We start from the raw sequence: 20,531 nt of genomic DNA on the forward strand, positions 1-20,531 counted from the left end.
CTTTGGTTATAACACGGCTCGGGAGGCTTTTTAATTGTTAGTTAATCAGCGCAGCTTTTTGTAAGAGCACATGCAGCACCTTGGCAGATGCCTCACGGGTTGTAGGTGCATTCGGCTGGAAGTAGGAGGAGCCTTTAATCGCTTCTCCGTTAATGATGCCTGCTGCACTTACTTTTTCAATACTGTCCTTGGCATAGCCTGCAAAGGATGAAGCATCATGGTACGGTGTACGTGCAGAGCCATCGGCTGCTGCTTTGATTTGAAGCAGGTCTATAGCTTTACCCAGCACGACAGCAATTTCTTGACGACTGATATTAGCATTCGGATCGAACTTGTCGCTGCTGCGGCCCGTAATCAATCCAGCTTCATAAGCGGCTGCCACATCGCCGGAGTACCAGCTACCTGCCGGGATATCACTGAATGGTCCAGCAGTACCTGGTGCCAGGCCGAGTGCTCGGGTTACCAGGGCTGCAAATTCTGCACGTGTCACGTTTTTCTTCGGTGAGAAAGTCGTGTCGGTCGTGCCGTTAATCAGCAACTTGTTTGCCAGCGATTGAATTTCGGATTGGGCATACGACGATGAGATATCTTCAAAGCTAACGGGACGTGTCGCCGCTGCATACGTCGAGAAGCCCGGACGGCTTACCTTGACGACGGTAGATCCATCAGCCTGCTTGGTGAAGACGGATGGAACGGGATAAACATTTCCGTTTGCCGTATAGAGTACACCGGCTGTATTAGAATCAATTTGACCAGGTACGGTAAAGGATCTGCTAATAAACTGTCCTGGAGCAACTTTGAGCGATTGACTCTTGCCACCAGTGACAATGTTAGCTTCAAACCCTACCGGGGTGCCGATCACATTGGAGCCTTTCAACTTGCCTGTAAATGTACCGCTCGCCTCTGCCTGGCTGCTGATGATCACTTCAATGCCTGCACCAGCAGGAACATTTTTCAGAGCGGATACTGGCAAAGCCAGAGAGGAGCCTGTATTGCTTACAATCAAGCTGCTTCCTGCTGCAGCCTTGCCCAGCGTTACCAGTTGTGTGGAAGTGAGCGATGCTTTCGTCGTTTGGCCTGCTTGGCTAGTAGCCGACAGTACAATAGCTGTCGGGCTGGAACCTGCTGCTGTCACGGTAGCCTGCAAATCTGCATCGGTTACTGTCAGCGACTGTACATTATTGTTCAATGCAACGGCTGTAGTGACAGTTTTAACAGCCTGTCCTTGCTTCACTACGCTTTGAAGTGGAGGAGCAGATGTAGGAACAGGGGGGGATGTGTTCGTTGCAGCAGAAGGTGTAGTATTGCTTCTGCCGCCACCTCCACCACCTCCGCCTCCACCACTACCGCTGGATGCGGCGCTATTATCCACACGAATAGCTTTAGTGGCGGTGAACAGTTTAGGGCCATCGGTATTGCGTTCAACTTCGCCCTTTTCATTCAGTTCAGGAGAACTGACTTCCAGCTTGTACACGCCATCTTTCAAGTGTTGAATAACGGGTTGACCATTAGCATCCAGCACAGGCTTGCCATTGTCATCTAATTCCACGTAACTTCCGTCAATACCCTTAAAGGAATATACGCCTTGTTTGAGGCGAGCGTTAGCTCCTTGTTCTTTGGAAGTCGTTATTCCATCAATCAGACCGATCAATTTATCATCTACGCCGTATACATAAAGCGCGATCTGGTTGGTTTTATCTGTGGTCAGGCGGAAAGCCAAATCTGTTGAGCGCTGAGCACCTGTCCGACTTGGGTAAATAATCGGGTTGGTAACACTCAGGTCCTGTAAGCCAAAGCCTGTCGTTGGATTTTCTTTGCCCACATGAACGACGAACGGCAAATGTAGTGTTGGCAGTCCGGCGCTTTTCAGAATAATTTCCCCTTCATATACACCTGTGGCTGCACCCGAATTTGGTTGCACAGACAGGAAGAACGGTTGCGATTTACCCGGTTCTGCCGAAATTGCTCCATTCGCGCCAACACCTTGCAACTGAACGGCAATGTTGCTCACGTCAGGTGTAGCAATCGGCTTAGTTGGATCAGAGGTTACATTATCATGTAACACGGTGCTGGCTTCATATTGCACAGTGTTAGCCGACAAGTTTTTGAGTTGAAGCTGAATCTGCTTCGCATCACTACCAGGTCGTAACACCCCGAAGCTGGCGGAAGGATTGTAATTCACAACCTCCTGCCGATTAAAGTTTTTGTCGAGAATCGTAATCTTTTCGACGGTTTCCAGCAGGGCTGGCGTCTGAATCGCATTAGCGATGTTTACAAGGCCTGCACCTTGGGAATACACATCATATTGGATTTTATCCTCATCAAAGAGTGTAACCGAAGTGTTTGCCAGAGCAGCGCGGATATCAAACGGTGTCCAGTTCGGATGTTGCTGCTTCAGCAACACGGCAAGTCCAGCCACATGCGGAGATGCCATACTCGTTCCGTTGCTGCGTTTGTAAGCTTGCTCATAGGATGCATCCGGATAGAACTTGGCGAAGGCAGGGTAGGTTGACATGATGCTAACCCCTGGTGCGCTCACGTCCGGCTTGATGCTCAGCAGTTCATCGCCATTGGGTCCGCGGGAGCTAAATCCGGCCATGGTATTACCAGGATTGTCAGTACGATGATACTCTTCTCCAAAAGCAATAAAGAATTTTTGTTTGTGGTTTTGGCTTTCAATGATTTGTCTTGCCAGTGCTCTACCTTCTTTTCCTGTCATGTCAAAGGTAGGGATATAATCTACATTGTCTCCTTGATTCGAATTAATGTAACCATCGTAACCAGGGATAGCTTCACTCAGATTGGCTCGTGTGCTGTCGCCAGATTTCGCTTGACCATTAAAAATAATAATAGCCTTTGCACCATTTTGTTGTGCGTTTGCGATCTTGTCTACGAAGCCCAAGACGCCACGCGATACGATCACAACCTTATCTTTTACATCTTTAGAAGTGAAATCATCTGGATATCCCAAATTGGCATAAACCAATTCCAATGGTTCTGTCCCCATAATAGAAGAAAAATCCTCATGAAAAGTTTGCCAAGCCATCATATTAAAATTGTAATAGGTATCTGATGTAACTGTTAAAGGCTTTTCATCATTACCATAGGTTACAAGATTGACGGATGCTTTATTTGAATAGCTATGGCTCGGGGAAGTGGCTGCACCGACGGAAATCGCCAGCTGGGATGTTGCGGGAGAACCCATGGAATAAAAGTAGGGTCCTTGTTGGGCCGCATTACCATTCGCTATGACCGCGACTACGCCGGAAAGTACAGCATTATTAATAGCAATGGAATCCGGGGAGTTCGGGTCCTTTTCGGAATCCGAGCCCAGCGACAGGTTAATGACGTTTATACCATCTTTGACAGCACGTTCAATACCATCAATGACCTGTGCGGAGGAACCGGAGGAGCGACCCGTCTTGGTATTGCGTCCAAGCACTTTATACACGTATAAGTCCGATTTATAGGCAATACCCTTTTGCACAATATCCGAGGATTTATTGGCGGCTTTACCAGCAATTGTGCCAGAGACGTGAGTACCATGTGTCGTTCCGCTAAAACCTGTGCCGAATGGATCATTCTCCTTTTCGAGGAACGGTTCCTCGTAAGGGTCGTTGTCCTGTTCAAAAGAGTCATATCCGCCTTTGTAGGCTTCTTTCAAGTCCGGATGCTCATAATCGATACCGGTATCAATAACCCCGACCTTGATTCCCGCGCCATTCAATCCTTTGGCCCAGGCTTCAGGAACACCAATCTGGTCCAGCGGTGCGTTATCATAAGTGGCTTCACTGGCTGTAAGTGTTGGCGGGTCCTGTACGGGGATGGAATAATACGTTTTGTTTTCATGAATGGATTTTACGCCTGGCAGTTTAGCCAGTTCTGGAATCTTATTGGCTGGCAGTGTGACCTCCAAGCCGTTAAGCACCGTGTTGTACTGGTAATTCACCTGAAGAGAAATACCATGCTCAGCGGCTTGGTCTACGAACGTAGTTTGCTCAGTGGCAATCGCGGATTCCGCTTTTTGCTCAGATTGAGCTGTAAAAGCTTGGACGCCTGAACGTGCTGCATATTTGTCCACGGCTAAGGGCTCACCATCAAGCTGTACGATGACTCTGACCTGACGGGAAGAATCTGTGCTGAGCTCTGGCGAAATGAAGGCCGGAGCCGCCTCAATAGTCAATGCTTGCTGAGCTTCCAGAAATGAGTTGATTTGCAGATCTGCGCTAGCAGCAGAACTGACAGACGGCAGAGACAAGCTTACCGTCAAGGCAAGAGCGAGTGATACGACAGGTATTTTTTGCAGAATGATCGGCTTTTTCAAAGATTTCCCTCTTTTCAATCAAAATATGATATCTCTACATACTAGGATTTGAAGCCACTGCCGTTATTCTCACGCCTCCCTTAATATCTAAAATAATAGAATTGACCACTGGTGACTAACTTGCCAGTTTTGAGGCATATCTTACCATATTGGTGGGATATATTACTATATGTTTTTTATATTTTTAGAAAAAATAAGGTTAACATTACATGTAGATTCCATGGAAATGTTATGAATTTACTAGATTATTTTTGTAAACAATCGAAGAGGAATGGGAGAATGCGAGATTTAATGATATAATCTGCATTGGAATTGTTGAGGTTTCACAATCATGTAAAATGCCTAAGGCAAAGGAGTCGATTATGTTGGCAAAAACATTGATTTTCGGGCATAAAAATCCGGATACGGATACCATTTGCTCAGCTATTGCTTATGCAGACTTAAAAACCAAACTGGGCGCGGACGTAGAGCCGGTTCGTCTGGGCGAGGTGAACGGGGAAACGCAGTATGCACTGGATTATTTCAAAGTGAGCGCGCCACGTCTGGTTGAGCAGGTTGCTGCTGAAACGGACAACGTCATTCTGGTCGATCATAATGAACGCCAGCAAAGCGCCGCTGATATTGACAAGGTACGTGTAACTGAAGTCATCGACCATCACCGGATCGCTAACTTTGAAACAAGCCAGCCGTTATACTTCCGCGCTGAGCCAGTGGGTTGCACAGCCACCATTTTGAACAAGCTCTACAAGGAAAATGGTGTAGCAATTCCGAAAGATATCGCAGGTCTAATGTTGTCCGCGATTATTTCCGATTCTCTGTTGTTTAAATCCCCAACCTGCACGGATCAAGACGTAGCTGCTGCTCGTGAACTGGCTGAAATTGCTGGTGTGGATGCAGATCGTTACGGATTTGACTTGCTTAAAGCGGGAGCTGACTTGAGTGGTCATACCATTGAACAGTTAGTAAGTCTGGATGCCAAAGAATTTCAGATGAATGGTCGCAAAGTGGAAATTGCTCAAGTGAACGCAGTAGACGTAAACGATGTGTTGTCCCGTCAAGCTGATCTGGAAGCTGCATTGGCCCAAACCATTGAAGCTAAAAATCTTGATCTGTTCTTGTTCGTCGTAACAGACATTGTGAACAGTGATTCCATTGGTATTGCGCTGGGAAGCCAAGCCCAGGCAGTCGAAAAAGCCTATAATGTTCAGTTGGACGACAATAAGGCTGTTCTGAAAGGCGTCGTATCGCGCAAATCGCAAATTGTACCTGTATTGACTGACGCTTTTAACAGTTTGTAATGATAAATAATAAGCCTCCTGAACCCGACTGCATAATGGCAGTGGCAGCAGGAGGCTTATTTTTATTTCTTCAGTTCTGCCAGACGTTCCGATGCGGAACTCAAATGCCAATTTCAACTTCAGCGCTGCCCATCATGAAACCGCTACCATGAAAAATGAAGAATACAGGGAGTGGATGATCCTTTCTTTCCGATGTACTTTGGGAGAATACGAAGGTTTGAAATCGGACGCAGCACCCATTCTGCCAGCAGATATGCGGGCAAGTTTGACGAACAGTTTTTGCCTCAGTCTTCGCACCATTTTTCTCTCTTCTCTCTGGAGTCGGTTAGACGCGAACCTTTGACATCTTCAAACGCAGAACGTACGCGTGACAAATAGGTTTGGAACTGACAGATTTCCGACTCACTAAAGTCTGACATCAGACGTGAAGCCAGCCCTACGAAAAAGGGATCCATCTGTTGAATTTTACTTTTTCCTTTATCGTTCAGGGACACGAACACTCCCCGCTTGTCATTGGGATCGTCATATTTATTAATGAATCCCTCTTGTTCGAGAGAAATAACCATGGAACTGATTGCTGCCCGGCTTACACCCATCTTTTCAGCCAAAGCAGAAGGAGAAGACATTTCATCTCTTTGTGCTGAAAGTACACAAAGCGCGATATATTGCCCGTAGGAGAGACCAAATTCACGTGAACGCTTCTCCATGTTTTTACGTATTTCATAAGTTATGGAAAATAAATCTACCAAAACACCAATTGGTTTATTGCCACCTGGAAAGAGATTATAGGCCAGTTGACGAATTTCGGAGTCCAAAAAAAAGAACATGCGATCCACCTCGATGTAGTTAATTAGTTAACTGTAATTTAATTAACCACTGGTTGCAATGATTTATACAAACTTTGTTCCGCATTTTTTGAAAATATATCTGTAAAACGTCACATCCAGGGGCCGATACACTGATCGAGGTCCTGATTCACAAAGGCTTGTATGGAGGGCTGACGCAGGGTACGTCCTTCTTGCCACCGCCACTCACTATATTGAACCTTGGCGGTATACATGGGTTGCACCCAAAACGCATCTTGATGCCGATCCGGTTTATTGCTAAAGGGTCGTTCCGATATGGTATGTGGTAGCAGGCGCTCGGTAAGCTGACGCCAATCTTCCCGAGTCAGCTTGCCCGTACCCACATGCCCGATATAGCGCAGCATTCCTTGTTTATCATATTGGCCCAGCAACACAGCGTTGATAATGCCTCCGTTCAGGGTATAGCCACCGATAACGGCAATGATATCGCCATAATTTTTGACCTTGAGCCATCGTCCGTCCTTTCCGCCCAATGTGTACGGACTATCTAGCTTTTTACACACAATACCTTCCATTCCTTGGCTGCACATAACCTGAAATAGAGCTTGTCCATCAGGATGAGCGGGAGCCAGTTGAATCCGTTCATTCGGTATGATGATCTGATGCAGCAGTTCAAGCCTTTCCTGTAACGGTTTAAGATGAACCCACTCCCCGTTCAGATAAATAATATCAAACAACATGTAAGTAGCAGGCACAGCTTCATAGGCTGACTGAATTCGATCCGTCCGACGAATCAGATCCCGTCGCATAATTTCATGGAACGATGGTTTACCGTCGGCACCGAGTGCGATCATTTCCCCGTCCAATATGACCGAATCAGCCTTGCAGTAGGAGGGGAAGAGAGCAAGCTCCGGGTATAAAAGCGTTCGTTCGTGCTGTTTGCGGTTGAACAGGCGTGTGCTGCCCTGGTTGTGATACGTCAAAATTCTCGTACCGTCCCATTTTATTTCGTAACGCCAAAGGCCTGTTGCATCTACAGGTACTTTTTCGCTCAGTTCCGGTTCAAACGGGATGACGGGTTTTATTTCTGTACGCAACGCAGCACCTCCCTTGCCTTTATATGAATAAATATAGTGTCGACGATAGATCTTATTTTATGTATCAGGATTTTGCAAAATTTGATTCCAGTCGCTCCGAAGTGCAAGATATAGACGAACTAAACCATTTCGATCTATATCTTGTTCATTGGAAGTCGCTTATGGGATTTTTGCAAAATCCTCGTATGTGATGTTTCTCTGATCCCTAAATAGGGGAATGATAAGAATATCTAGCGTCGGCATGAAGTGATTGCATTAATTCGTTAGCATGAGTTTTACGGGATTTTCTTCAGTCAGAAAGGGGATTGGTCTCATGAGACAAATTCGCGAGGAGGACCATGCAGTAGTCATGGTGGATGATGGACAGGTAGTTGCAGAAGTAGGTTATAAATCCGTAGATGACCACTCATTGGTCATTGACCATACATTTGTATCCGAGCAGTTACGGGGTCAAAAAATTGGCAAGGAGCTCATCGACAGAGTGGTTGAGATGGCAAGAAATCAGCATAAAAAGGTTATCCCTGCTTGCTCGTACGCACTTGCTCTGTTCAAGCGCCATAAAGAATACAGTGACGTGTGGCAGCAATGAATATGGATCATCAAGGCTGCTTAACTGCATAACCGACACAACACCGGAGCGGGTAATCAGACTCTTCCGGTGTTTTTTTTGTGTGCATAAAGCTTTTAAAAAGAATGCATTCTACCGTTGATATAGGGAAACAAAGGGCTATCCTCAAATGTTGAAGCACATTTCTTGCCGGATGGCTGTGAAATTGTTCATACTGTTGTCACTTCACAGGCTAACTATGAGTTCTATATAATATATTATGGTTATGACCGCAAAAATAATGAAAACCTGAATTTAAACGAAGGAGACGCTCATGATGAATAAAGCGAGTGAGGACAAGCAGTACGTTCCAACGAGCAATCGTAATTTTACAACCTTGATTATCACCGTTTCCATTATAGCCAACGTGATTATTTTGCTGCTATTCTTTTCGCCGATCGGATACCAGGGGAGTGTCAGTTTTGATCTCACTATTTTCCCAAGGTTGAATGCGATTTTTAACAGCTTCACGTTTATTTTCCTGGTGGCTGCATTGGTTGCTATTTTCAAGAAGAACATCAAGGTGCATAAAACCTTTATTCTGCTGGCCTTTGCCAGTACCGTTTTATTTTTATTTTCCTACCTGACCTTTCACTACATTTCGCCGGAAACTGCAAAATATGGCGGTGTGGGTATCCTTCGTCCGATTTACTTTACATTGTTGATTTCGCATAGCATACTGGCTGCAATTATTGTACCGCTGGCACTGTTCACGGTTGTATGGGGATGGACGATGCAGGTAGCAAAACATCGTAAGATTGCGCGCTGGACGATGCCAATTTGGCTATATGTGAGCTTGACCGGGGTACTGGTGTACGTTTTCATGGCCCCATACTATTAATAGATGTGAACCCTTTGATGGGTTGATTTAGGGAAATGGCGTCTCTGCTGAAGAGGCGTCTTTTTTGTATCCAATAAAAGAAAAATTATTCCTTCTAAATTTATTTTATTAAAAAAACGTTCCTTCTATAACGGTATTTCTGCTATAATTTGCCTTAATCAACTAAGAACAAGGGGGTCACCATGTGACAAAGAAAGCGAAAGGCAGGTTACGGTTGCTTGTATCTATGCTGGCGCTGGTTGTACTGCTGAGCAGCTGCGGTGGTGGAGGATCAAAGTCGGAAAAGGTTGACGGAGGGAAAGTAACACTGCAATTTTGGACCATTGCACTACAACCTACATTTACCCCGTATTTCAATCGGGTGATTGCCGATTATGAGCAGAAGAACCCCAATGTCAAAATTGACTGGAAGGATTACCCTTATGACGCAGTAACCAACAAGCTGTTGACAAGTATCGCTAGCAACAGCAGTCCGGATGTAGTTAATCTCAATACAGAATTTGCTAGCCAAATGGGCTCCAAGGGTGCTGTTGTTGATATGAATGAGCATTTGTCGCCCGAGGAAAAGGCTGCTTATTTCGAGGGTATTTATAATTCCACAGTCATTAACGGTAAAGCTTATGCGCTGCCCTGGTATACCGGTACAGAAGTACTTTACATGAATACAAAGCTGGTCAAAGCCGCCGGATTGGACCCTGCTCATCCGCCCAAAACCCGGGAGGAATTGTCTGAATGGGGCCGTCAGATCAATAGAAAAATTGGCAAGGCAGGCTATGCTCAGCAGCTTGTATCCAAGCTTTTCGCTGTGGACGGCATTCCTATCCTAAATAAAGAAAAGACAGCGGCGGCGTTCAATACACCAGAAGCAGTCACCATGATTGATAATCTAAAAAAACAGATGGAAGATGGCGTTGTACTCAAGGAAGACGCTGACTTCTCACAACAAGTGAAATATTATGCCGGCGAGCAGGTTGCTTTCGAGCTGGCAGGCCCCACGTTCATCAATTTTATCAAAACGGCAGCGCCAGACGTTTATAAGAACACAATTGCTGTCCCTGTCCCAACTGGCAAAGCCGATGTGCGGCTCTCCAACTCTATGGACTTGGTCGTACCTGCTAAGTCTGTACATGTGGACGAAGCAGTGAAATTTGCTGTTTTCTTGACAAACGCAGAGAGTCAAACTGCTTTTTCTAAAGCGGCGAATACACTACCTTCCACGAAAGACTCCATTAAGGATCCATATTTTACTCAGTCTGACAAATCATTAGAAGCACAAGCCAAGGTAGTATCCGCGCAAAGTTTGGATAAGGCGACAGATTATATGGTTGGTGTGCCCAATGCCAAAGATGTGAATAGTGCCATCGCGCGAGCCTTGCAAAATATTTTATTGAACGGAAGAGATACGAAGGAGACGCTAACTGCTCTGGAGCAGGAAGTAAACGATATTTTAAAGCAATAGGTTTGACAGGGGGGGGAGTGAATACTCCCCTGTTCATTTATCGAAATCAGGTGGTGATGCAGCATGATCAAATGGTTGAGGTCGGAGTCTTTTACGGCCTGGGCTTTTATGACGCCGGGACTGTTATTGCTTGCCGTCTTTGTATTTTGGCCTATTATTTACAGCATTCCGCTGGCATTGACAGACTACTCTGTCATATCAGATACCCATTTTGTCGGTTTGGATAATTTTGAAGCGGCGTTTAAGGACCGTAACTTTCTTATTTCGATTTGGAACTCATTGTTGTACGTGCTCATTGTCCCCTTTCTCCAAATTTTCTCCATCCTGATGGCTGTGCTTGTGAATAGCCGTATCCCGGGAATCAAAATATTCCGCACGACCTACTACATCCCTGTTGTGACTTCAATGGTAGCGGTAGCCTTAATTTGGAGCTGGCTGTTGGGCAATAACAGCGTAGTGAACTACTTGCTCATACAGATCGGCCTGATTAGCAAAGACATACACTGGTTATCGGACAGCAACTTGGCCTTGTATGTACTGATGTTCATCACAATGTGGAAGGGACTCGGGTATTATATGATGCTCTATCTGGCTGGATTACAAAACATTCCTCAAGATCTGTACGAAGCCGCTAGAGTCGACGGTGCAAGCCGATGGCGTCTGATTGTTCATATTACTCTTCCACTGCTAAGACCTTACGTTCTGTTCTGTACCCTTATATCACTCATGTCAGCTATCCGCGTATTTGATGAAGTATATGTACTAACCAAGGGTGGACCGGGAACGGCCACGTTGACATCGAGCTTGTATATTTTTCAAAAGGGGATGGAGCAGTTTAATTTTGGGTATGCTTCGGCGCTTGGCTTAATTGTCGGTGCAATGATTGCCGTACTTAGTATTATCGTATTCCGATTCAATAGGAAAGGTGGTGTCAATCCCTATTGATGAATCTAAAGGATGACAAATTGCTATGCTCATCTCTTCCTAAAAAGGAAAGTAGCCGCAGCATGCGCAGTCTCGCCCGAATGCTGAGAATGACGGTCATCTACATGCTTCTAGTGCTACTCGCCCTCTTTTTAATGGGACCGTTCCTCTGGCTGCTCAGCGTATCCCTCATGCCAGGCCGTAACATTTTTTCAACGCCGCCCGCTATTTTTCCGACCTTTATTAATTTCGACAACTATGTTCAGGTGTGGCAGTTCATGAATTTCCCGAAATATATGCTGAATACGGTCATCATTACGGTGTTGGGCGTTGTGCTCAATGTGGTACTCGCCAGTCTGACAGGATATCCCTTGGCTGTGTTTCGTTTTAAGGGTAAAAATCTGGTGTTTACGCTGCTGATTGCCACGATGATTATTCCTTCCTACACCGCATTTATTGTGCATTATCTGACCATTCAAGGGCTTCATCTGGGCAATACATATTTGGGTGTAGTGTTGCCTGGGGCAGTCTCCGTGTTCAACATTTTTCTGATGCGACAGACGTTTATTCATATTCCCACCGATGTACGTGATTCCGGTAAAATGGACGGCGCTTCGGAGTTTCGAATTTGGTGGCAGCTGGTGCTTCCGCTGGTCAAGCCAGCGCTTGCTGTAATTTCTCTGTTGGAGGCGATGTCGTTCTGGAACAGCTTTCTGTGGCCTATCGTTATTTTGAACGATACGGAGCTATATCCGCTAGCAGCTGCGCTCACGTATCTCAACGGTCAATTTGCCTATAACTTCGGCTGGATTGCTGCCGGCACAATGATTTCGGTACTGCCGATCATTATATTGTTCCTGTTTACACAGCGCTACTATATGGAAGGTTTGGCGGGAGCGGTAAAAGGATAGCCAGTAGTCACGGCTACGAAGAGCCTGTGAATGGAAGGAGACGATTGCGATGGAACTGTCCGAAGGAACGGGGCCTTATTCGAGTGTAGGGCTAGCACCGCAGGAGATTCAATATTATTTTCGTGATGTGTATGACAGCGGGGAAAGGCTGGTTATCTCCGAACCGCGACTGATCTGTGAACTGTCCTCTCGCTTTGCAATGAATCAGGAGTATGAAGGTGTGCTGGACCCTGAGGGACCGATCAAGCTTATTGTGCCTCCAGGGCCGGGTGTACCGACTGAAACACGGGGAAGCGTGCAGTTGGTGCTCGAATATGACGGAATGCTTGCTGCAGACGGATATCGGTTGGACATTCAGAAGGACGGGCGGATTGAAATTCATGCTTCCAATAAAAGAGGGCTCAAATACGGTATGGATGCCCTGCATCTCCTGCTTCAAGTGGAACAGGAGCGATGTACTTTGCCGGTGATGTCTATTCGGGATGAGCCTTCCTTCCCGGTCAGAGGAATTATTGAGGGCTTTTACGGGAAACCGTGGAGTTTCGCGGATCGGCTGGATGCCGTTCGGTTTATGGCTACGCATCGGATGAACACATTCATGTATGCCCCCAAGGATGATCCATATCATCGTGAGCTATGGAGAGAGCCGTACCCTGAGGATACGTTTGCCCAGATTTGCGAATTAAAGGAAGCCTGCGAACGGCATGAGGTTGATTTCCATTATTGTATCAGCCCAGGGAACGACCTGAGCTTTGGCAGTGATGAAGACTTCCTTAAATTGACTGAAAAGCTGGCGGCCGTGATTGCGATTGGCGTACGTCATTTTTCTGTGTTAATGGATGACATTGACTACGTACTCAAAGGGGGAAATCGACATTTGCTGGGCCGCTCGGGTCACGCTCATGTCTTTTTGACGAACAAGGTGCATGCATGGCTAGCTGAACGACTGCCTGAATTTACGCTGACGGTCTGTCCTTCGGAATATTGGTCATATTGGGATACCGAATACAAAAAGGATTTCCGTGAGCGGCTGCATCCGGAGATTAAGGTGTTCTGGACCGGGTACTTTGTTTTTGCTCCACAGATTAGTCGCGAGCACGCCGCTGATAATCATGTATTCTTCGGGCATGAGCTGTGGCTGTGGGATAACATCCCGGTGAATGATTGTGACCATGATCGGTTATTCCTTGATCCGCTGCGCGGACGATATTCCGGGCTACCAGACTGTGGACATACCGGTATGGTGGCCAACCCGATGAATCAGTGGGAATGCTCCAAAGTGACGCTCATTACGATGTCCCACTTTATGTGGAACAGTGAACGGTATATGCCTGAGCGATCTTGGGAATGGGCTGCGCAGGAGTTAGTGGGAGAGCGTGCGGATGAATTGATGTTTTTTTGTCGTCAAAACAGGAACAGCCGACTAGGCGGCAACGCGTATGAGGACGTGGACCTTGCTTTGCAAATGCGCGATATCCCTGCGCTGGATATGTACTTTGAGCGGCTGCTTCAGGCCGTGAGCGTCCTACGGAGCGTGCCTGCCGGTGATCCAGCAGCAGGATTCGTGTCCCAGGCCGCACCGTGGCTGGAACGTGCCGAGCTGGATGCGAGCCTGTGGCAGGTGCTGCGTCAAGCTGCACTCAGCAGCGAGCGACAGGACGATGCACAGTCGGGGGAGAGCGGCACGCCGAGGGAAGCTGTTGACGAGCAAGAGCCGTCACCTCTGACAGACGAAATCGTAGGAGAACTGCGAAGCGGTATCACTGCTTGCTTAGAAGCGGAGGCTCGGCTGGGTAGCAATCCGGCGATCCGTGCTGCTGCGCAGTGGGGTTATGTCGATCAGGACGAACAAGGAAAATATCGGCTGATTTTGTGAGTATTTGTGCTGGATTAAGCAACCAAGGCAGCATAGCTGCCCTGAAAATAATCATTTGCCGTTAGGATAACGGTAATTTTCAGGAGAGGTGGAACGTATGGTGAAGCCCAAAACCCGATTACTTTTTATACCGCTGGATGAGCGGCCCTGTAATTATCAATTTCCTTATTTACTGGCACAGGGTACAGACTTTGAGATGGAGCGGCCCCCATTAGAATGGATGGGACAAAAGAAAACCCCTGGCGATACGACCAGACTATGGGCATGGCTCGAAGAACGCGCAGCGGCGGCTGATGGAGCCATTGTTGCGATGGATACGTTGCTGTACGGAGGAATCGTACCTTCTCGACTACACAGTATGTCGAGCGAGCAGGTCAAAGATAGAGTGAATCGGCTTCGCAGGCTAAAACAGCTATATCCGCAACTGACCCTGTATGCATTTCAACTGATTATGCGCTGTCCGCAATATTCTTTGGCTGATGAAGAACCGGATTACTATGCCGATTGGGGTCGTGAGATATTCAGAAAGGGCTTCATTGAGCATCGTCAGGAGCTGGGGATTGCTACCGCAGAAGAGTTACTCGAATTAGCTGATATCAACGAGCGTCTGCCAATGGAAATATTGGATGATTACCTAGGGCGTCGCCATGTGAATTTGGAGGCCAATGAAGTTGCGCTGGATCTCGTAGCAGAAGGTATCATTGATTTTATGATCATCCCACAGGATGATTCGGCTCCCTACGGCTATACCGCCAAGGATCAGCAGCGGCTAAGAAGTCGTATTTCTGAGCTTGGGCTGGATTTGAATGTATACATGTACCCGGGGGCAGATGAAGTGGGTTGTACGTTGCTGGCTCGTTGGGTTAACAAGATGAATAATGTAGTCCCACTGGTGTATCCCCGATTGTCTGCTTTGCAGGGGGCATTCGTAGTACCGCTTTTTGAAGATCGCTATTTTTACGAAACCTTAAAATATCAGATTATGGCGGCAGGTGGGCTGATCGCTTCCTCAGCAACGGAGGCTGATTTGATTTTGTTGGCTAACACACCTGGTGACACGATGGCAGAGGCTTCATCCCAGCAGCGTGCAATGACCGGATATGATGTGCATCGGAATGTAGTAGAGCTGGTTGAGTACGGTTCTTATATGCTGCAATATGCAGGTCAAAATGTTGCAGTTGCTGATGTGGGCTACGCCAACGGCGCAGATCTCAAGCTACTTAGACTATTGAAGCAAAAAGGACTGCTTTTTAAGCTGGCGGGTTATGCAGGCTGGAATACCAGTTCTAACACGCTGGGCACCGTCATTGCCCAGTCCATGCTGTATACCCACTATGGCTCTACGGAGGAACATTTGGATTTTCTGTCGCTGCGCTACGCCGAGGATGCCTGTTATTGCGCTGTGGTACGTACGGCTATGAATAACGGAATTGTGGAGCAGATGGGTTTTACCAAGTTTATGCTCGATGGACCGAGAGGCTCGGTAGCTGCGGTTATTCGCGGACGGCTGGAGCAGGCGCTCAATGAATATGTGAACGGGCCGGAAGGCCGCGTGGAAATTATAGATTGCTACATGCCGTGGAACCGCACCTTTGAAGTCGCATTAACCGTACGGCATCATGCTGAGAAGAGAGGGTGATTCCTATGGGAATGGAAGGTGTATTATCCAAAGTTCAGCACGGACTGATCGTGTCCTGTCAGGCGCTACCAGGCGAACCGTTACATGGAGCAGATTCTATGGTCAAAATGGCGCTTGCCGCACAGCAGGGTGGAGCTGTGGCGATACGCGCCAATGGCGCATCGGATGTACGTGCGATTAAACAGGCAATTTCTCTACCAGTGATTGGCTTGGTTAAGCGGGATTATGATGATTCTGATATTTACATTACGCCTACCCTTCGTGAAATGGAGGAACTGGTGGAGGCAGGCGCGGATATCATTGCGCTGGATGCCACATTACGACCGCGCCCAGCGGGATGCAAGCTGAAGAGGCTCATAGATTATGCCCATGAGCAGGGAGTCACTTCCATGGCAGATATATCGACACTGGAGGAGGCACTTCATGCGGCCTCCCTTGGCGCAGACTGCGTATCCACCACGTTATCCGGGTATACGCCGTACTCTGCTCAGATTGAGGGTCCTGATCTGGAGCTGGTTCGGAGAGCGTCGGAACTGGTTCCCGTTCCTTTAATTGCAGAGGGCAAAATCTATGATCCAGCGCAGGTTGAGGAAGCATTCCGAATGGGAGCACATGCAGTGGTTGTAGGCTCGGCGATTACCAGACCCCAATTGATTACGCAGCGGTTTGCCGATGCCGCAAGGAAGGCAGTGAAATGCATCTATGGAGATGAACGACCGAATTAAAACGTATTATCCTTCATTAACGAAATCGGAGCAGAAAGTTGCCTTGTGCGTACTGGAGCATCCCGCAGACATCATATATTTCTCTGTGACGGAGCTGGCGGATTTTGCAGGTACAGGCGAAACGACCGTCATGCGCTTTTGTCGGAAGATTGGTTTCAAAGGTTATCAGGATTTCCGACTGTCCCTAGCGCAAAACCAGACTTATCGTAAAACTGATATGGGCGAGGAGAACATCGACCCAGATGACGAACAAGATATTACGCGTACGGTGTATCACAACATGCTCGATATTTTGCACTCCAGTATGGGGCTGCTGGACCATTCAGAGCTTGGTCGTGCGATTGCGTGTCTCGATCAAGCGGGCTATGTTCAATTTTTCGGCGTAGGTGCTTCGGGGATTTCCGCGCAGGATGCTAAAAACCGTTTCTTACGCATCGGGCGTCGCGCCGAGGCTGTGGCAGACGGACATATTCAGTCGATGATGGCGGTGTCCATGAACCCGGGTGATGTGGCTATCGGCATTAGTGTATCAGGAAGTACGCTGGATACGAACGATATGCTGTATAAAGCCAAGCAAAACGGTGCAACTGTTATCGCAATTACAAATTATGCGAAATCACCCATTACCTCCATTGCAGATATCGTGTTGCTAACAGCGGGCAAAGAAGCGCCGATAGAAGGTGGTTCAATCGGTGCTAAAATCTCACAACTATTCGTGATTGACCTCATCTGCGAAGGGCTTGCTCGCAAGCACACGAGTCACACCAAACAGATGAAGGAAAAAACAGCGAGGGCCGTTATTGAACGAAGCTATTGAGATTTTTCAGTTGTGAATTGAAAACTGTGCGTTTCGACAGGTTCAATGACTTGTGTTTGTGGTGCTTATGAATGGCTATTTCATGTATTGCTATTAATAGAGGGTTTGTACAAAGAGCTAGTAAGCTTTTATGTAGGTAACAAGGAGGTTGGTGTGGTGGCAGCTGCTGTGAACAGAGTCATTGGAATCGACATTGGGGGCACATCGGTGAAGGCCGCCATAGTGGCACGGGACGGATCGGTGCTTGATGAAATCCGGCTGGATACGGACGCTTCCCGGGGACGTGAATGGGTATTGTCGCAGGTGTCAGAATCTGTGCTCGGACTGTTGCGTTCTTTTGGAGATACCAGCCTCGGTGCCCATATAGATGTAGGCGCTCTTGGCATTGCTACTGCTGGCAGAGTAAATGTGGAGAGCGGCGAAGTTGTGTATGCCACAGATAACCTACCTGGCTGGCAAGGTACATCCTTAGTAACATGGGCTAGGGAAAAACTGGCTTTACGAGCGGTTGCTGATAATGATGCGAACGCCGCTTTACTTGGAGAAGCGTGGCAGGGAGCGGGGAAGGGCAAGCGACGCTTGGTGATGCTCACGTTGGGAACAGGTGTCGGAGGTGCATATATGGAAAATGGCCTCTTGTGCAGAGGGGCTCATTGGAGCGGCGGTGATTGGGGGCACAGTATTCTATTCCCCGGAGGACACCCCTGTAATTGCGGAAGAAAAGGGTGCGCCGAGCAATATGTATCGGGGAGCGCCCTCTTACGTCGAGGTAGGGAACACGTCGGTAAATTGTACCGCTCGGGAAACGAGATTGTGAAAGAGGCCGTTCACGGTAACCAGGAGGCAATTCAGGTGCTGGATGATTACACCGCAGATTTAGCTGTACTTCTAGCTAACATCTCAGTGACTCTTGATCCTGAGAGGATCATTGTAGGCGGAGGAGTATCGGACACGGGAGAGGTCTGGTGGCCCATGCTGGAAAAGCATCTGCACCAATTTGGAGTTCAAACGGAAGTAAGTCGGGCATTGTTGGGCAATCGCGCTGGAATTATCGGTGCTGCACGGCTTGCCTTCGAAATGACCGAGTCCTAGTACAAGAATGAAAGGGGAACGAACCATGACGCAAAAACGGCTTGATACCGACATTGTTGTGATTGGCGGAGGCCTGGGGGGGACATCGGCAGCTCTCGCGGCGGCGAAGGCTGGCATGAGAGTCATCGTGACAGAGGAGACGGACTGGTTAGGGGGGCAGTTAACTTCACAGGCGGTTCCCCCAGATGAGCATCGATGGATCGAACAATTTGGTTGCACAGCAACATACCGTGAGTTCCGTAATCGTGTACGTGACTATTACCGTCAGAACTATCCGTTAACCGAAGAAGCTCGAAATAATCTCATTCTCAACCCTGGGAACGGTTGGGTAAGCCGTCTGGCCCATGAACCACGGGTAGCTCTGCGGGTGCTTGAAGATATGCTCGCTCCCTATTTGAATACGGGGCGCGTTCATGTATACTATCACACCGTGCCTATTGCCGTTCAGACGGATGGGGACTGTATTACTTCTGTAACTGTCCGTACCTCGAATAGCGCTGATCATAAGTGTGGATTTAGAGTGCTGCACGGAGCGTTTTATCTGGATGCGACAGAGTGTGGTGATCTCCTTCCAATGGCAGGCGTGGAGCATACGAGTGGAGCGGAGTCGCGGGCTGCTACGGGTGAGCCTCATGCACTGGAGTGTGCTAACCCTTTTGATATGCAATCTATCACACATGTGGCTGCCGTAGACTATATTCCCCAGGAAAGCTTCATTATAGAGCGGCCGCAACAATATGATTTCTGGAGAAATTATATTCCTTCCTTTTCCCGTTTTCCGATTTTGAGCTGGTTTGCTACTGACGCGGATGATACCAGTAAACTAAAACAGTTCACATTGTTTCCTAACGATCAGGGCATTGTATCCTTATGGGATTATCGTCGTATTGTAGATCCCTCGATATGGAGCAAACCGCTAAATGATGGTGAGGTAACTCTTTTAAACTGGGCGCAAAATGATTATTACCTTGGGCCATTGATCGGTGTCACTGCTCAGGAGCAGGCAAAACATCGAGAAGGAGCGCGTGAGTTGACTCGTTCATTAATATATTGGCTTCAAACCGAAGCGCCCCGGTTAGATGGAGGGTTCGGCTATCCGGGAATTCGACTACGGGGTGATGTTCTCGGCACATCTGACGGTCTGGCTAAAACGGCTTATATTCGCGAGTCACGCCGAATTCAGGCCAAGTATATGATATCTGAGTTTGATGTAAGTCGTGAGCTTCGGGGAGAAGAGGGACCCAAGCGATATATAGATAGTGTAGGTGTAGGTAGCTATCATTTGGATCTTCATCCAACTACGGTATCTCAGCGAACATTCTACATCCCTAACTATCCTTATGAAATTCCATTGGGCTCACTTATTCCGGTGAGGGTGCGCAATTTACTTCCTGCCTGCAAAAATATAGGGATGACCCAAATAGCCAATGGCTGCTATCGATTGCATCCTACAGAATGGAATATAGGAGAATCATCAGGAAGTCTAGCGGCTTACTGTGTCTCCAACGAAGTATATCCCATTGAAGTGAGCCGATCAGCAGAGCATCTTGGATGTTTTCAAAATGTTCTTCTTCGCCAAGGTGTGGAACTGCACTGGCCTGCAGAGGTATTTGAGCCAGAGGAAGTCATCAGCTAATGAAGGGGCAACTAGCCCCTCGACTGATTTTAAATGAGCTGAAAGATGAGTGGATTTATTCTAAAATAAAAAAACAAAAAAAAGTTCTTGCTAAGTTGCTGGGGTTTATGATATATTATTTGAGCTGACAACAAAACAGCAGTTTCAAAAGCGAAAAGCTTGGGTGAAATGATTTTTAAAAAAAAAGAAAAAATAACCCTTGCATTTTTGAAACGAACATGATATGATCTTATAGCTGCTGAAAAACGCAGCGAAAGAGAAATGTTTGATCTTTGAAAACTGAACAACGAGTGAGTAAAACGATTTTGTTCGCAAAATCAAACAAGAGATATTTTATCTCGTCAGTTTCAAAATGAGCTTATCGCTCTTTCTATAAACCAGCTTCGGTTGGTCTTTAATGGAGAGTTTGATCCTGGCTCAGGACGAACGCTGGCGGCGTGCCTAATACATGCAAGTCGAGCGGGGTTATTTAGAAGCTT

At 47.3% G+C, this 20,531-nt stretch carries 16 protein-coding genes and 1 rRNA gene; 14 read left to right on the forward strand and 3 right to left on the reverse strand.

Annotated features, from left to right (window positions below; genetic code table 11):
* Positions 1-37 precede the first annotated feature (37 nt).
* Entirely contained in the window at positions 38-4,324 is a 4,287-nt protein-coding gene (locus ACWA2B_RS19535) for a S8 family serine peptidase (protein WP_449292532.1), read from the reverse strand.
* Between the two features lie 362 nt (positions 4,325-4,686).
* On the opposite strand from ACWA2B_RS19535, the gene ACWA2B_RS19540 reads away from it, so the two are divergent.
* On the forward strand, positions 4,687-5,622 hold the full coding sequence (locus ACWA2B_RS19540; RefSeq protein WP_274386410.1) for a manganese-dependent inorganic pyrophosphatase: 936 nt from the start codon (positions 4,687-4,689) through the stop codon (positions 5,620-5,622).
* 284 nt (positions 5,623-5,906) lie between these two features.
* Here the strand turns inward: ACWA2B_RS19540 and ACWA2B_RS19545 are convergent, their stop codons facing one another.
* Together ACWA2B_RS19545 and ACWA2B_RS19550 are read right to left on the reverse strand one after the other, a co-directional pair.
* The gene (locus ACWA2B_RS19545) at positions 5,907-6,449 is read right to left on the reverse strand and encodes a MarR family winged helix-turn-helix transcriptional regulator (protein ID WP_029516824.1); all 543 of its coding nucleotides are present in this window, start codon (positions 6,447-6,449) and stop codon (positions 5,907-5,909) included.
* Between the two features lie 110 nt (positions 6,450-6,559).
* On the reverse strand, positions 6,560-7,525 hold the full coding sequence (locus ACWA2B_RS19550; RefSeq protein ID WP_029516823.1) for an ATP-dependent DNA ligase: 966 nt from the start codon (positions 7,523-7,525) through the stop codon (positions 6,560-6,562).
* A 313-nt stretch (positions 7,526-7,838) separates the two neighbouring features.
* Between ACWA2B_RS19550 and ACWA2B_RS19555 the strand changes: the two genes are divergently transcribed.
* From ACWA2B_RS19555 to ACWA2B_RS19615, 13 genes are all read left to right on the forward strand, one after another.
* Complete coding sequence (locus tag ACWA2B_RS19555) at positions 7,839-8,114, forward strand: GNAT family N-acetyltransferase (RefSeq protein ID WP_029516822.1); 276 nt, start codon at positions 7,839-7,841, stop codon at positions 8,112-8,114.
* A 295-nt stretch (positions 8,115-8,409) separates the two neighbouring features.
* Entirely contained in the window at positions 8,410-8,973 is a 564-nt protein-coding gene (locus tag ACWA2B_RS19560; protein WP_029516821.1) for a DUF420 domain-containing protein, read from the forward strand.
* A 184-nt stretch (positions 8,974-9,157) separates the two neighbouring features.
* Positions 9,158-10,432, forward strand: a complete 1,275-nt coding sequence (locus tag ACWA2B_RS19565; RefSeq protein ID WP_029516820.1) for an ABC transporter substrate-binding protein — start codon at positions 9,158-9,160, stop codon at positions 10,430-10,432.
* Between the two features lie 63 nt (positions 10,433-10,495).
* Positions 10,496-11,377, forward strand: coding sequence for a carbohydrate ABC transporter permease (locus tag ACWA2B_RS19570; RefSeq protein ID WP_318628202.1), 882 nt, complete (start codon positions 10,496-10,498; stop codon positions 11,375-11,377).
* Positions 11,377-12,267, forward strand: a complete 891-nt coding sequence (locus ACWA2B_RS19575; RefSeq protein WP_029516818.1) for a carbohydrate ABC transporter permease — start codon at positions 11,377-11,379, stop codon at positions 12,265-12,267. Before ACWA2B_RS19570 ends, ACWA2B_RS19575 begins: the two co-directional genes overlap by 1 nt.
* A 49-nt stretch (positions 12,268-12,316) precedes the next feature.
* Positions 12,317-14,143, forward strand: coding sequence for a protein O-GlcNAcase (locus ACWA2B_RS19580; protein ID WP_318628203.1), 1,827 nt, complete (start codon positions 12,317-12,319; stop codon positions 14,141-14,143).
* Positions 14,144-14,240: 97 nt separating this feature from the next.
* Positions 14,241-15,782, forward strand: a complete 1,542-nt coding sequence (locus ACWA2B_RS19585) for a DUF4127 family protein (protein ID WP_165149166.1) — start codon at positions 14,241-14,243, stop codon at positions 15,780-15,782.
* Positions 15,783-15,787: 5 nt separating this feature from the next.
* A complete protein-coding gene (locus tag ACWA2B_RS19590; protein ID WP_029516815.1) occupies positions 15,788-16,507 on the forward strand; it encodes an N-acetylmannosamine-6-phosphate 2-epimerase in 720 nt (239 codons plus the stop codon).
* Positions 16,485-17,324 carry a MurR/RpiR family transcriptional regulator gene (locus ACWA2B_RS19595; protein WP_318628205.1) on the forward strand — a complete coding sequence of 280 codons (840 nt, stop codon included), beginning with the start codon at positions 16,485-16,487 and terminating at the stop codon, positions 17,322-17,324. The genes ACWA2B_RS19590 and ACWA2B_RS19595 overlap by 23 nt, the downstream gene beginning before the upstream one ends.
* 156 nt (positions 17,325-17,480) lie before the next feature.
* A complete protein-coding gene (locus tag ACWA2B_RS19600) occupies positions 17,481-18,416 on the forward strand; it encodes an ROK family protein (protein WP_152526700.1) in 936 nt (311 codons plus the stop codon).
* A gap of 25 nt (positions 18,417-18,441) precedes the next feature.
* Positions 18,442-20,052 carry an FAD-dependent oxidoreductase gene (locus tag ACWA2B_RS19605; RefSeq protein WP_449292533.1) on the forward strand — a complete coding sequence of 537 codons (1,611 nt, stop codon included), beginning with the start codon at positions 18,442-18,444 and terminating at the stop codon, positions 20,050-20,052.
* Positions 20,052-20,180: a hypothetical protein gene (locus tag ACWA2B_RS19610; protein ID WP_274386409.1), complete on the forward strand. Its 129-nt coding sequence runs from the start codon at positions 20,052-20,054 to the stop codon at positions 20,178-20,180. Before ACWA2B_RS19605 ends, ACWA2B_RS19610 begins: the two co-directional genes overlap by 1 nt.
* Before the next feature lie 266 nt (positions 20,181-20,446).
* Positions 20,447-20,531 (forward strand): 16S ribosomal RNA (locus ACWA2B_RS19615); the annotation flags it as partial.

The sequence above is a fragment of the Paenibacillus sp. CMM36 genome, from assembly GCF_053570945.1.

Bases quoted from the DNA above. Each gene is read 5' to 3' on its own strand.
- ACWA2B_RS19605 (WP_449292533.1), top strand. From the start codon at position 18,442: ATGACGCAAAAACGGCTTGATACCGACATTGTTGTGATTGGCGGAGGC.
- ACWA2B_RS19545 (WP_029516824.1), bottom strand. From the start codon at position 6,449: ATGTTCTTTTTTTTGGACTCCGAAATTCGTCAACTGGCCTATAATCTC.
- ACWA2B_RS19580 (WP_318628203.1), top strand. From the start codon at position 12,317: ATGGAACTGTCCGAAGGAACGGGGCCTTATTCGAGTGTAGGGCTAGCA.
- ACWA2B_RS19570 (WP_318628202.1), top strand. From the start codon at position 10,496: ATGATCAAATGGTTGAGGTCGGAGTCTTTTACGGCCTGGGCTTTTATG.
- ACWA2B_RS19555 (WP_029516822.1), top strand. From the start codon at position 7,839: ATGAGACAAATTCGCGAGGAGGACCATGCAGTAGTCATGGTGGATGAT.
- ACWA2B_RS19540 (WP_274386410.1), top strand. From the start codon at position 4,687: ATGTTGGCAAAAACATTGATTTTCGGGCATAAAAATCCGGATACGGAT.
- ACWA2B_RS19610 (WP_274386409.1), top strand. From the start codon at position 20,052: ATGAAGGGGCAACTAGCCCCTCGACTGATTTTAAATGAGCTGAAAGAT.
- ACWA2B_RS19590 (WP_029516815.1), top strand. From the start codon at position 15,788: ATGGGAATGGAAGGTGTATTATCCAAAGTTCAGCACGGACTGATCGTG.
- ACWA2B_RS19560 (WP_029516821.1), top strand. From the start codon at position 8,410: ATGAATAAAGCGAGTGAGGACAAGCAGTACGTTCCAACGAGCAATCGT.
- ACWA2B_RS19575 (WP_029516818.1), top strand. From the start codon at position 11,377: ATGAATCTAAAGGATGACAAATTGCTATGCTCATCTCTTCCTAAAAAG.
- ACWA2B_RS19595 (WP_318628205.1), top strand. From the start codon at position 16,485: ATGGAGATGAACGACCGAATTAAAACGTATTATCCTTCATTAACGAAA.
- ACWA2B_RS19585 (WP_165149166.1), top strand. From the start codon at position 14,241: ATGGTGAAGCCCAAAACCCGATTACTTTTTATACCGCTGGATGAGCGG.